Origin of the sequence: Streptomyces sp. NBC_01716 (assembly GCF_036248275.1) — a bacterium.
Lineage (GTDB): Bacteria > Actinomycetota > Actinomycetes > Streptomycetales > Streptomycetaceae > Streptomyces.
This window is the reverse complement of record NZ_CP109181.1, coordinates 5,090,269-5,103,162: the sequence shown is the minus strand read 5'-3', so window position 1 is coordinate 5,103,162 and position 12,894 is coordinate 5,090,269. Positions and strand designations below refer to the sequence as shown.

General features: G+C 67.7%; 14 protein-coding genes and 1 pseudogene. 11 read left to right on the top strand and 4 right to left on the bottom strand.

Annotated elements, in window-relative coordinates:
* Positions 1–3: 3 nt before the first annotated feature.
* Both OIE74_RS38660 and OIE74_RS22485 read right to left on the bottom strand, forming a co-directional pair.
* Positions 4–182: pseudogene (locus tag OIE74_RS38660) on the bottom strand (DUF317 domain-containing protein); the annotation flags it as partial.
* A 349-nt stretch (positions 183–531) separates the two neighbouring features.
* Positions 532–1,425 carry an IS982 family transposase gene (locus OIE74_RS22485; protein ID WP_329379891.1) on the bottom strand — a complete coding sequence of 298 codons (894 nt, stop codon included), beginning with the start codon at positions 1,423–1,425 and terminating at the stop codon, positions 532–534.
* A gap of 110 nt (positions 1,426–1,535) precedes the next feature.
* On the opposite strand from OIE74_RS22485, the gene OIE74_RS22480 reads away from it, so the two are divergent.
* From OIE74_RS22480 to OIE74_RS22435, 10 genes are all read left to right on the top strand, one after another.
* Positions 1,536–2,198, top strand: coding sequence for an HAD-IA family hydrolase (locus OIE74_RS22480; RefSeq protein ID WP_329386451.1), 663 nt, complete (start codon positions 1,536–1,538; stop codon positions 2,196–2,198).
* A gap of 106 nt (positions 2,199–2,304) precedes the next feature.
* On the top strand, positions 2,305–3,507 hold the full coding sequence (locus tag OIE74_RS22475; protein ID WP_329386449.1) for a helix-turn-helix domain-containing protein: 1,203 nt from the start codon (positions 2,305–2,307) through the stop codon (positions 3,505–3,507).
* 188 nt (positions 3,508–3,695) lie between these two features.
* The gene (locus OIE74_RS22470) at positions 3,696–4,139 is read left to right on the top strand and encodes a hypothetical protein (RefSeq protein WP_329386447.1); all 444 of its coding nucleotides are present in this window, start codon (positions 3,696–3,698) and stop codon (positions 4,137–4,139) included.
* The gene (locus OIE74_RS22465) at positions 4,136–4,345 is read left to right on the top strand and encodes a hypothetical protein (protein ID WP_329386445.1); all 210 of its coding nucleotides are present in this window, start codon (positions 4,136–4,138) and stop codon (positions 4,343–4,345) included. Before OIE74_RS22470 ends, OIE74_RS22465 begins: the two co-directional genes overlap by 4 nt.
* Before the next feature lie 49 nt (positions 4,346–4,394).
* Complete coding sequence (locus tag OIE74_RS22460) at positions 4,395–5,282, top strand: glycosyltransferase family 8 protein (protein WP_329386443.1); 888 nt, start codon at positions 4,395–4,397, stop codon at positions 5,280–5,282.
* Positions 5,279–6,199: a phosphotransferase family protein gene (locus tag OIE74_RS22455; protein ID WP_329386441.1), complete on the top strand. Its 921-nt coding sequence runs from the start codon at positions 5,279–5,281 to the stop codon at positions 6,197–6,199. Before OIE74_RS22460 ends, OIE74_RS22455 begins: the two co-directional genes overlap by 4 nt.
* Positions 6,196–6,933, top strand: a complete 738-nt coding sequence (locus tag OIE74_RS22450; protein WP_329386439.1) for a glycosyltransferase — start codon at positions 6,196–6,198, stop codon at positions 6,931–6,933. Before OIE74_RS22455 ends, OIE74_RS22450 begins: the two co-directional genes overlap by 4 nt.
* A 14-nt stretch (positions 6,934–6,947) precedes the next feature.
* Complete coding sequence (locus tag OIE74_RS22445) at positions 6,948–7,862, top strand: PIG-L deacetylase family protein (RefSeq protein ID WP_329386436.1); 915 nt, start codon at positions 6,948–6,950, stop codon at positions 7,860–7,862.
* Positions 7,859–8,473, top strand: a complete 615-nt coding sequence (locus OIE74_RS22440) for a dTMP kinase (RefSeq protein ID WP_329386434.1) — start codon at positions 7,859–7,861, stop codon at positions 8,471–8,473. Before OIE74_RS22445 ends, OIE74_RS22440 begins: the two co-directional genes overlap by 4 nt.
* 7 nt (positions 8,474–8,480) lie before the next feature.
* A complete protein-coding gene (locus OIE74_RS22435) occupies positions 8,481–9,539 on the top strand; it encodes a glycosyltransferase (protein ID WP_329386432.1) in 1,059 nt (352 codons plus the stop codon).
* On the opposite strand, the gene OIE74_RS22430 is transcribed toward OIE74_RS22435, so the two are convergent.
* Positions 9,509–10,552, bottom strand: coding sequence for a phosphotransferase (locus OIE74_RS22430; protein ID WP_329386430.1), 1,044 nt, complete (start codon positions 10,550–10,552; stop codon positions 9,509–9,511). The genes OIE74_RS22435 and OIE74_RS22430 overlap by 31 nt on opposite strands.
* Before the next feature lie 140 nt (positions 10,553–10,692).
* Positions 10,693–10,842, bottom strand: a complete 150-nt coding sequence (locus OIE74_RS22425; RefSeq protein ID WP_329386428.1) for a hypothetical protein — start codon at positions 10,840–10,842, stop codon at positions 10,693–10,695.
* 144 nt (positions 10,843–10,986) lie between these two features.
* On the opposite strand from OIE74_RS22425, the gene OIE74_RS22420 reads away from it, so the two are divergent.
* Positions 10,987–12,723, top strand: coding sequence for a hypothetical protein (locus OIE74_RS22420; RefSeq protein WP_329386426.1), 1,737 nt, complete (start codon positions 10,987–10,989; stop codon positions 12,721–12,723).
* The last annotated feature ends 171 nt before the right edge of the window (positions 12,724–12,894 follow it).

Genomic DNA, 12,894 nt, shown 5'->3' with positions numbered 1-12,894 from the left:
GCGCTCACGCCGCCCGCGGACGACTGTCAGGCTCGTCCAGCCCAAGTCGGAAAGGCTGTCCGCGACGACATCGTAGAGACGGCCGTCGTCACCGGCCAGGTGCCGGGGGCCCAGTACGCGGGAGACTCGCCGGTCGCGAGGGAAGGATCGAACGGGAAGTACGGATTCAGGAGCGCCTCCAAGGCCACGAGAGGGATCTTCAGAACGCCGATGGGAAGGAACGGAGCGCAAGACGCGTCAGCAGGAGAGGCCCGGCAACGGGGTATCGATCCTGACCGGGCTGCCGCGCTACAGACCACCCGACCTGAGAATGCTCAGGCAAGGTCGTTTACGTTGACATGCGTTGCCCCGCATAGCCAGTCTTCCGTGAAGTTTTCCTGTCTGCCCCCGGCGAACTGGCCCCTGGGACCGCGCCCTCCAGGTTCCCGGACTCCGCCAGCCCCAGGGCATCCTGCACAACGTCATCGGCAGAGCCGACGAATCGCACAGCGGTGAAGGAGCGGAACACCTAGACGAGTCATTCCGATGTGATCAGTGGTCATAGGCGATCAGGGATCGCAGGACGGGCTGGCCGGTCTTGTGGTTGTGCCAGATCGCGGCGGCCATCGCGAGGACGCGCTGAGCGACGCGGACTGCGACGCCCTCGAAGGTCCGGCCGCCGTGCTGTTCCAGGTCGAGCTGGCCTTTGAGGGTGTCGTTGACCGACTCGATCAGTTGCCGCACTGATTTCAGGAGACTCTCGCCCTTGCGTTTCTTCTCGCGCTTGAACGACGGCCGCAGCAACTCGGCACCCCTCAAGGCCAAATCGGCCTCGAACTCCTTGGCGGCGAAACCCTTGTCGGAGATCACCAGCAGCCCCGGCCGGTTCGTGACTGTCTCGGGTTCGCGGTCGAGCATCGCGGTCAGTACCTCGCGCTCGTCCATCTTCGGGGTCGCCAGCGCCCACAGGATCGGCATCCCGGCCGGGGTGCACACCAGGAACAGGCGCAGGCCCCAGAAGAACCGGGAGTGCGAGGCGCAGTACCCGTATCCGGCCCAGCCGGCCATGTCCGACCGCTTGACCGTCGGACGCGAGCGGCCACACTCCACCGGCGTGGAGTCGACGATCCAGTGGTTGTCGAACCAGAAGTCCGTATCGACGGCCAGCAGCCGTATCGCCTTCCTGACCAGTGGCAACGCGGCTCTGAGCCGCTTGTTCCAGCCCGGCTGCCTGGGCACGTACGGGAACATCCGGCCCAAGCGGGAGTCCACGAACCGCAGCCACCGCGACTCTGAAGTGAAGCCCAGCAGCGCCTGCGCGACAGCGAGGCAGACAAGCTCGGAATCCGTCAGCTGCGGCGGTCGGCCCAGCCACCGGGTACCCCCGATCTCGTCGTCGATCTTCACGTACAGTGCGGTCAGCAGGGCGTCCAGGTTGTTCGTCACACAACGATCTTGGACGCCCTGTCTGCGTTCCCGGACACACCGTCAGCATTCGGAATGACTCGTCTAGCGGTAGCGTCGTCGTTGAGGTCAACGGAGAGGAACCCCGCAGCATGCCGCAACCCACGGGCACCGCCCACCACCACACCCCACGCGGGCTCATCCTGGACTTCGCCGGGGTACTGACCGGTGATCCACGTCCCGTACACCGCACCTGGTGCGAGTCGGAAGGGCTCCTCGCGGAAGCCTGGCGGGCGACCCTCAACGACCATCCCGAGGGCCGACGGCTGTACACGGCCCTGGAGATCGGGCAGATCAGCCAGGCCGAATGGAACGAGGGAACCGCCGCCCTGCTCGGCACGCACGTGAACGCCGACAACCTGATGGGGCGGGCCTGGGCGAAAGTACCAGCGGCCCAGCGGATGGCAGCGCTCGCCCGCGCCGCAAAGGATGCGGGGTACCGGTTGGCGCTCCTGTCGAACAGCTTCGGGCTGGAGCCGTTCAACCCGTACGAGCAGGCTGGCATTTGGGACCTTTTCGACGTCCACGTGATCTCGGAAGTGGTCGGTCTGGCGAAGCCGGACCCGGCCATCTTCCAGCTCACCCTGGACCGCCTCGGCCTGCCGGGCCCGGCCTGCGTTTTCGTCGACGACCACCCGGTCAATCTTCCGCCCGCCGAGGCCCTCGGCATCACCACCGTCCTCGCAACCACAGAGGACCAGTCGGTCGCCGAGCTGGAGCGCCTGCTCGGAGTGAGCGCGATCCTCCCGGTGTAGGCGTTTTCCGGACGCCCCCCAACTCCCGCTCCACAAAAGGGTGCACGCATCTCTACGAAGTGGGTACGGTCCAAGCCTGACTTGATCGGCTCGGGGGGTCACAGCCATGCAATGGTCGGAATACACCACCGCCGAACGCCTCAAGACCCTCCGCAGCGGGATGACGCAAGAGCAGTTGGCGGAGGCCGCCGAGGTATCGGTCGGTGTCGTACGGAAGTTGGAGCGCGGCGGTACTGCTTCTCTGCCTTCCCTGCTGGTCATCGCTTCCGCGCTCGGTACCGACATCGCCGTACTCCTCGGGCAGCAGGCACCGCGCCGCTCGATGGACCGTGACGAGCGGGCGGCCCTGCGTACTCTCTCGGCAGCCACGCACGACGCCGCGATCGGCATCCCCGCCAACACCGAGCCGGGCACCGTCGCCGAGTTGCGCGGCGTCATCCAGCACGCGGACGCCGCCTACTGGGCAGGCCGGTACACCGAACTCGGCACCCTGCTGGCTGCCCTGCTGCCGGAGGCCCGTGCCCGGTACGACGCCGCCGGCACCGACGACAGAGGAGTCGCGGCCGGCGTACTGTCTGACGCCTTCCAGACTGCGGGCATGGCCGCGAACGTCTGGGGTTCGCGGGACCTTGCCTACGCCGCCCTCACCTACGGGCGGCAGATCGCGGTCCAGGCCGGGGATGACCTGCGCGAGGCGCATCTCGCCGCCACGACGGCATGGGTGAACCTCCGGGACGGGCGTACGGCGCAGGGCTTCGCGCTCGCCACCGCCCAAGCCGACCGGATCGAGCCAAGGATGTCCGAGCACGACCCCGACCGGCTGTCCGTATACGGGCAGCTCGTCGCCAATGCCGCCGTGGCCGCCTCCCGGGGAGGGGCCTCTGCCGATACGGCGCGCGAGTACCTCTCCCAGGCCCACGCGGTCGGCGCCCGCCTTGGCGGTGAGTACGCACGCGGCGGCCATGCCCAGCCGTACGGCCCGCTGTACGCCGCCACCCAGGCCATGAGCATTGCCGTCGCCCTGGGCGATACGGCGGGAGCACTGCGGCTCATGGACACCGTCAGGCTGGACGAGACGGTACCGCTCGCGACGCGCGCCCGCTACGGACTCGATGTCGCCCTGACCCATGTGGAGTGCCGCCGGTGGGATCGGGCGGCCGACACCCTGGAGGCGGTCTGCACCATGGCGCCGGGGTGGGTGCAGCACCAGATGTTGCCCGGAGTGATCATCTCGCGGCTGGCGGGTGTGTCCGTGGGCCGACTTCGCGGGCTCGCGCACGCGGCCGGCGTCCCGCTGGGCGTGCGCTGACCGCACACGACCACGACCCGTGGTAGTTCGGCGGTCAGAAGTTTGCCGACTGCCACGCTCCGTGGCAGTCGGCACGGCTGCGGGGGGCTCTACCTGTACGGGGCGTGACAGCCCGCCCCGTCCCCAACTTCCGCCGTAGCCACGGCCCGTACCTGTTAGCAGGACAGCCTTCTCAGCACGCATGGGGCATGCCGAACTCCCCGTCCGGCGGCCTCGGGCACGTCCCCGTCGCCGTCTACTCCTGCGCCGCCGAACCTCCTGCCGTACGCGAGGCAGAGCGCCGAGCTCGCAATTACGCCGATGCCCGCCACTGGCACGTCGCCGGGATCTGGTCCGACGACGACCCCGCCGTGCCCCTCGACACCCGGTTGCGCTGGTCGGCCATCACGGGTGCCCTGTCGTCCGGCCTGGTCCGTGGCATCGTCGTTGCCGGAGCCGCACACGTCACCGACGATGACGCCCAGTTCGCCGCACTCGGCGTCCTCATCCGCGACCGTGGCGGGTTCCTGGCCGAGGCGACGAACAGCCCCTCCCGCCATACGCCCGGCCGGTACCAGCGTCGCCGCATCATCTTCGAGGTGGCGGCCGGCTGGACGCCGTGGGGACGCCTCAGCCCCGGAAGCGTCCAATGAGCGGCGTACGTGCGGAGGTCGGCGATCTCGTCCGGGACGGCACCGGCCAGCAGGCGATCGTGACCGACATCAGGCAGAAGCAGACCTGGGTCCTGCGTCGACCGGCGGGCGGCATGGCGCACCAGTGGGAGACCGACGACCCCGACTCGCTTCACGTGCTGGAGACCCGCGCGTCCCGGTCCACACGCCGACGGGACGCGCCTTGAGTGACCGCCACAATCCATCCCCATCGCTGCCTCTGGAAGGCGAACCCCTGTGTACGCATTCGGCTTGTGCCTCGACCAGCGCTACCTCGTCCCCGGACTGGCCGCCGTCACCGCCCTCGCCGACAGCCTCACTCCACGGGCTCGTCGGGACGTCGCGCTGCGTGTCCTCACCCTCGACCTGACTCCGTCCAAGGCCGTGCTCCTCTCACACCTCGCGCGACGGGCCGGATTCAGCTCGTTCGACCTGGCCCAGCGCGCCCCGCTCAATACCGCGCGGATGGCGGACGCCTCGTACATCAGCGTCGCGACCTACCTGCGGTTCGAGTTCACCGCCGAGTTCGTCCGACGCCCGTATGTGATCTACGTCGATGCCGACACTCTCGTCCGAGGCGACCTGAGCGCACCGCTGAACGACTTGCGCCCCGGTGAAGTGGGCGCTGTACGGGATGAGTTCGGCCCGTCGGTCGGCGACAGTCACGCCCTGCCGGGTGTCGCAGATCGCTGGCCGCACCTGAAGGGAAGGCCGTACTACAACGCCGGCCTGCTGTGGGCCCACGTCGCCGACCTGCCCCGGGTACGCCGCGGAGTCGGTCACGCACTGGTTCGGCAACGTCGGCACATCCACCACAACGACCAGGACGCCCTGAACCTCTGGCTCCTCCACGCCGGCCGCGTTCGACCGGTCGGTCCCGGCTACAACCGCTTCGAGCTCGGCCGGTTCCTCGAACGCGGCAACTGGGCCCGTCGCGTTGTCGCCCGCTCTCCGCGCCCCGACGCCGCCGCACCCCTCGTCCACTTCGTGGGTCCCGAGAAGCCGTGGCAGGCCGCCTGCCCCGGCACCGAGGAAGTCCGGGAGTACCGCGCGCACCTGCGACGGACCATGCGTCATGTCCGCGCCCTGGGCTCCACCCACGCCGAGCAACCGGAGCTCCGATGAACGCCTCCCCCGTCGTCCCAACCGTCCCGCCGATGGTCTCGCGCGCCTGCGGCCTGTTCCTGAGAAGTCCCGCCAAGACCGCCGAACGCCTGACGGCGGGCTCTCGTACCGCCGTCTACCGTGTCGCCCTCCACCACGGCCCGAGCGTGATCGTGAAGCTCTACTCCCACACCGCACGCCGGAATGCCCTCACCGAAGCCACGGCGATACGTGCGGTCTCAGCTGCCGTGCCCGTACCGAGGGTGCTCGGTTACGGCACCACCTCTACCACCGGCGCCACCGCCTTGATCACCTCGGACTTGGGCCCGGACACCCTCGGCTCTGCCGTTCGCTCGGGCAGCGTCCCGCGCTCCCATGCACTCAGAGACCTCGGCACGCTACTCGGCCGCGTGCACGAAGCACCGGTCACCACTGCGGCCCGTCGGCGCCTCGCGGTTGAAACGGTCGCCTCCCTGAGTCGCCGCTGCCCGCCCGACGTACTCGACCGGCTCGCCCCCGCCCTTGCCCTCATCACCGGCACACCAGACGAGGCGTCCACCGTGTGGTGCCACGGTGACCCCCACCTCGACAACGTGGTCCTCGCCGGCACCCGGCAGACCCGTCACCTGGTCGACTTCACCGACGCCGCCCCTAGGCGCCGCGAGGCGGACCTGGCACACGCTCTCGTCATGACCGACGCCCACGCACAGTGGGACCGGCACGCCTTCCTCGGCGCCTATCCCCACGTCGTGAGCGACACCCACCTCGCGGCATGGTCGGCCTTCGTCACCGTGAGCTGCTGGACCCACGCCGGCCCCGGCAACAACCGGACCGCCTGGTCCAACCGGTTGACCGAGCTGTCCCGTCGGACGCCACACCTCTTCCGACCCCATCCGGGGCACTCCCACACACCGCACGCGAGATGGAGAGCCCGATGACCAGCACCGCCCCCGGCCTGACGGTAGTCATTCCCGCCCACAACGAAGCCGCCTACCTGCCGCGCTACCTGCCGACCGTCCTCGCCTCCCTCGCGCAGTGGGAGGCCGCGAGCGGTGAGCAAGGGGAGGTGATTGTCGTCGACAACGCCTCCACCGATGCCACCGCCGACATGGCTGCCTCATTCGGGGTCTGCGTGATCAGCGAGTCCGTCCGCAGCATCGGCCGGGTACGCAACGCCGGTGCGACCGCTGCGCGCAGCCCTCGGCTGTTCTTCACCGACGCCGATGTCGCCTTGCCCATCGAGGCAATCGGCGCGGCAGCATCCGCGTTGGACGCCGGAGCCGTCGGCGGAGCGATCCCACCGCTCTACACACCGGACCGCCTCGGGGCACGGCTGCTGTGCGCGTACTGGGACCACTACCGCGCCCGCCACGGTGGCGCACAGGGGGTCGCCCAGTTCACCACCGCCGCCGCGTTCAAGACGATCGGTGGCTACCGCGAAGACCTGCTCATGAGCGAGGACGTCGACTTCTTCGCCCGCCTGACCACCCACGGCCGCGCCGCCAACGCATCGGTCAAGATCCTGGACGACCTGCGCGTACGCCCCTCCACCCGCCGTTACGACCAATGGTCGAGCCTCCGGATGCTGTGGTGGCAGAACCCCGTCACCGCCCGTCTCCGGCTCAGGTCCCCGCGCATGTGGCGCCACTGGTACGAGACCACCGTCCGATGAACCAGGAGTCCAGGATGAACGCCCCAACCGCCCTCACCCACACCTCCGCACAGCCAATCGCCCTGCCGGTGCCGGACGCGACAGGGATCTACACGTTCCCCGACGACCTCGACCACGCCCACCACCAGTGGACCCACCAGCTCCTCACCCGTCACCGCACCCACGACCACCAAGTCATCGAGCTGATGGCGCCGCACAGCGGCCAACCCCACTTCATCGAGCTGCGCCGCCCGGCCGACCGTCCCGTCCTCGCGCTCGAACCGCACCACGACGACTTCACGCTCTCGGCCGCCGGCACCTTCCTCGCCCACCCCCGCCCACTCACCGTCGCCACGGTCTTCACCCGCTCCACCAGCGTCCACCCGTCCCTGGAAAACGCTTACAACACCGAGTCCGCCGTCTCCCACCTGCGGGATCGCGAAGGTGCCGCCGCCCTGGCCCCATTCGCGGCGACCCGCCTCGCCCTCGGCCACAAGGACGCGGAACCTCCGTACCGCCCATACGGCCAAGACCGCCTCGACCAGATCACAGAGCAACTCCGCTCGATCGTCGCCGCCCACCCGCACGCCGAACTCCTCGCCCCCGCCGCCGTCACCCGCCACCCCGACCACCTGCTCGTACACGAGGCCGCGGTCAGCCTCGGGTGCCGCTGGTTCTGGGAGGATCTGGCGTTCTGGTCCACCTACGCGCTCGCGGGCTGCGACCAGCACCTCTTCCACTCCCGTACCCGGGCGGCGCTCGTGCCCTCGCAGGTCGACATCACCTCGGTGGTACTCGACAAGTGCACCGTCCTGCGGATGCACGGCTCGCAGATGTACCCGGCCCGGAAGATGTACCGGCCGATCCGGCACGCCTGGACCGTCGCCGCCGACCTCCTGGGCAGTTCCGGCACGTACGCAGAGCGCTTCTACCGGACGGAGTCGCTGTGAAGATCATCGCGATCGAAGGGCCCTCGTACGCCGGAAAGTCGACAGCGATACGTCACCTGCGCAGGCGCGGCTACGAGGACCGGGCCTACATCGCCAACTGCTACGTCAAGCAGATCGGACGCCAGGACGTCGTACCTCCGGCCCGCACCGCATCCGCCGCCGAACAGGTCGCCGCCTTCGACACGTTCATGGCCGTCGAAGAGGCCCGCGTCCGCACCGCACTCGTCGGCGCAAAGCCCTTCGTAATCCTCGACCGCTCCGTGGACACCCTCCTCGCGCACGCCCACGCCCTCGACGCCTTGTTCGGCTACGCCGTCCAGCACCGGCTGCGCGACCGGCTCCAGGTGCTCCCCCACCTGCGCCCCGACCACACGCTCTACCTCGACGTACCCGCCGAAGTGCTTGGCCTGCGTCGCAAGACCTCAGGCCATACGGCTGCCGAGCCGGACTACTTCCTGCACGAGCCCGCCTTCCTCACGCACACCCGCGACTACTTCCTCACTCACGCACGGCCTCCCGTGTCCCGAGAGGTCACCGTGATCCCTGCCGACACCAGTCCGGACGGCACCACCCACGCGGTGGAAGCTCTCGTCTCGTACTGGACTGGGTGACTCACCGATGCCCACTGCTCTCTTCGCTTGGCGCCGCACCCCGCCACCACTCCTCATCGGCGGCGCCGAAGTCACCCAGCAGCTACTGGCCGAAGAACTCGCCGCCGCCGGCTGGCAGGTCGTCTACCTAGGCTCCCACCAGGCGCCCTGGGACCAGACCACGCAACTCCCCCAATTACGGAACCTGCTCGACGCACGCCAGTCGCCGGACGAGGAGGCCGAGGGGGCGCTCCGCTACCGCTGGAACGGAGTGGACTGCATCGCCGTACCGCAGCATCAGATCGTCCCCACCCTTCACGAGCAGCTGGCCGGCCTGCATCCCGATGTCGTGTTCACCTCTCAAGAGGGTGCGGCCGACCTCGCCGAGCAGGCCCGGCCTGCTGCACTCGTCGCAGGCATCCTGCACTCCATATCAAAGACCGGACTCGGGGTCCTGAGCGGACGACCTCACTACGGCCTGGCCGTATCGGAGTTCGTACTCAGCCGAGCGCCCAAACACCCCGACACGCGTCTCGCTGTCCTCCACCCACCGTTCATGCAGCCCCCGCAGGGTACGAACACGCTGCGGACCGACTCGGTGCTGATGGTCAACCCGATACCGGCGAAGGGTTCCGACCTCCTGCACACGGTCATCCGCCTGATGCCCGACCAGCACTTCACGCTGGTCGAAGGCTGGTGGAACACCGCCGACGAGTTCGCCACCCATCCGAACGTGACCTACGTCCCCCGCACCTACGACATGGACACCCTCTACCAAAGCCACCGCCTGCTGCTGGTGCCGTCCACGGTGGAGGACGCGTTCCCCCGGGTGATCGTCGAAGCCGCACTGCACGGCACACCCAGCATCGGCAGCGACCGAGGCGGCATCCCCGAAGCCATCGGCCCACACGGAATCGTCCTGCCCCACACTGCGGGTCCACCGGCCTGGGCGAACGTCATCAACGCCGCCGATCACCACGCCCTCGGTAAGAAGGCCCAAGGCCACGCGGCCCACCTCACGCGCCCCAGGCTGCCCGAACTCGAAGCACTCGGGATCTACCCTGCGGCGAACGCGTCCTCGACCTGATCGAGCCGCTCCGTCCACCAGTGCAGCAACGCCTCATCCGCCGTGAAGAGTTCGTCGAACGAGAAGTCACCGCGGTCGTAGTGGAACTCCAGCTGCCAGAAGTCCGTCATTCGCTTCCACCACAACCGCCGCACACCATCCAGCAACGCGGACGTCTCCAGCGGAACCACGGAACGGTAGCCGCGCACGAAGGCCGTCACGCGAGCAAGATCGAACACCCCGCCCACCCCGAACTGCACCTGGGCCGTCCGCACAACCTCTTCGGCGTACGGACGGACACCGACACGGTCCCAGTCCAGGATGGCGGCCAGATCACCGCCCGACCACAGCAGATTCCGGTACTGGACATCACCGTGAGTCCACCCATGCCTGCCCGCAGGCACCTCGTCCCGCGGCCGACGATCGGCGTGGTTGCCAATCAGCACACGTCGCTGCTCCAGGGCGGCTGTCGCCGCCATATCGAAGGCAGTGCCGGCGCCCTGGTTTCCCACCGCTCCGGACAATCGCTCGGCCTTTGCCACTGCCCGCTCCGGCGTCGTCACCTCGGCGGGCACCGTCTCCGGCACTGCGGTCAGCAGACCTTTGCCGCAGGCCCGATCGAGCCCCTCGTGGAGGCGCCCCAGGTGCACTCCAAGGGAGGCGGCCTGGGACAGACTGAGGTCCACGCCGCGGAGATGGCTGCCGGCTACCCACGGGAAGAGACACCAGATACCGCCGCCAACCTCTGCCACCGAAGAGCCGGAGGCGGTAGGGACGGGAGCACTAGCCGGTACACCATCAGAGGCCAGCGAATCCAGCACCCCAAGGTTGCGCACCAGCCGATCAAGCGACACGTCGCTGACCCGCTTGAGTGCGAACGCCCCCGCCGCGGTGTCCACCTTCCAGTTCGCGTTCATCAGCCCATCGGTGAGGTAGCGCCTCTCCTGCACGTCGCCGAGGCCGAAAGCGCTGGTCAGCTCGGCGAGGACGCTGCCAGGGATGTCAGTCCTGTCCGTCGTGGTCGCATCAGTCACGTGAAGGACGATACGTCGCACCGACACTCCAGGGGCGAGGTTCAGTCGGGGCCATGTTTGTGCTGTCCCGAAGCGGGAGGGGAGCATGAGGTACTGGCTGTTCCCTCTCTGACAGTCTCGGCTGAGACGCCCGGACGGAGTCATTCCTTACCCATGAGCTGGGCAAGCAGTGCCACCACCGCAGTGGCTCCCACCAAGGCGGCCCCGACCTCGGGCACATGCAGGGTCAAGGCCATGACGAGGACTCCGACCAGCAGGAGGACTACAAGGCGCACGCTGATCTGTTCCATGAGGATCTGCCTTCCGAGTGGTACCGATTGGGTTGTGTATCCAGCGTTGGTGCTTCCCAGACGGCCCTGACGACTCCTTACGATCACTGACAGCATCGGCCAAAAACAGCCGCGGAATAACAGGCATGACAGATCCTGACGCCCATGAGTACGGGCGCCAACGCGCCTGATTTACAGGATCTGACGCAGAAGCACCAGGAGGGGGCAGAGATAGTGGTCGCTCAGTCATGGAAGAGGCCCGATCTTGCTGACCAGCCTGATCTGAAGAAGCTGAATGACGATCTCCACGAGCTGAGGCTGGACGCGGGGCTCCCGTCAGCGAGGACAATTCGCGACCGGGTTGGGAAGGATGAGCAGGACTACTGGATCGTGAATCACCAGGCAGTGTTGGACACGTTCCAAAAGCCAGACCTACCGCCGTGGGGCCGCCTTGAGGTCATCGCCCGTGTCCTGGCCGAATTCGCTCGACACATCGACGCAGACGGCGAAGTTGACCGTTTCAAGGGCCTGTGGAAGCAGGTCGTCAGGGAAACGGTCGCCCAAGCATCAGTACGCCCGCCGGCAGACACCACAGCGTCCGCCGAAGATGATCACGTGAACGACGCGACTACCCCCTCGGAGGACTTGCCGAAGCAGGACACCAAGGTCCGAAGGGGGCGGGCAGCAGAAGAGCCACCAACCGGCACGGAGACACCGACCAACGCCAACCAAGACTCTTCGCAGTTCAACTACGCGCATGAGTCCTTGAAGGGGCTGATCCTCAACGCGGCGCAGGCTCTGTGGCACGACAAGGACGCGTTGAGAGTGTTCCTTGGTGTAGTGCGCCGTAGTGAAGGCTTCGTCAGAATGGCTGATGCCGCAGAGGAGCAACGGCCAGCAAACGCGACGTTCTACGGTGTGGAGAGCAGCGAGTTTGAGGTGGACCGCTCTCCGGCGCGGCTGGAGTTGGTCACGCTGCATCGCCGCCTTGACGAACACAGGCTGAAGCGCAAGTGGTCCTTCACTGACATGGAGGAGCAGACGGGGATCTCGTCGGATGCGTGGATCCGCTGGTACACCCACGATGAGCTGCCCGAGCGGGAGGCACTTGTCGCCTTCTCCCACATGGCGAGCCTGACGCAAGAAGATCACGTCCTGTTGCTCGGCCTGTGGGACGCGGCCCATGATGCATTGGAGGTGCAGAAACGCTCTGCGTCCTTGCCGTCCAGCATCAGCTTCGATGAAGCGTGGACACTGCGCGACCCGGCGGCACCGAGGTTGTGGGCACTTGCGGGTGTCGGGGGCGCCGACCTGGCCGCCTATGGCCCCGATCTGGCCTCCGGCACGGCTCCCGCGTTCGTTGTGGCCGGGCCCGCAAAGTCAGGTCGCTCCACGGCACTGGTGAACATCGCACGCTCTTTGCTCGCATCTGGCACCAAGCTCGCCTTAGCCACGCCCAAGCCGTCGCCTCTAAGGGAGTTGGCGGATCAGGACGGCGTAGTGGCTTGCTTCGATCAAGGCGACATTGGGCACGACGAACTCGAGGCGGCCCTGGCAGTGGCGTCCGTTGAGGAACCGGTGGTTGTCGTGATGGACGACGCAGAGGTCTTGGGCGAGTGCGATGCCCAGCGTGTGCTTCGAAACCTGTTGGAACACGGCTTCGACGAGGGTACGGCGCTCGTCCTGGCAGGCGATGAAGACAAGCTCGGACCGAGCTACCCCTGGCTGGGCAAAACGAAGCGAGCCCATCGCGGACTCCTGCTGTCTCCTCAGGAGCGGCACGCTGGTGATTGGATCGGCATCAAGACGGGAGACTCCGTTATCGGCAGCCCTCTCACTTCTGGCCGGGGCTGGCTCCACCTTGGGGACGGCAAACTTATGGCAGTGGCCGTGCCGCAATAAGGCTGCCAACTCGTTGGGCAGAGCCATCTCCTCCTGGCCCGCGTCGGCTCGGCCTTCGGTTTCGGAAGTAGTGCAGATGCGGTGGATGACGAGGACGCAGGGCGAGGTGAAGAATCCCGACCTCGATGGGTGTAAGCACCCAGGCCGGGATCCTTCGCCTCGCGGTGGTGT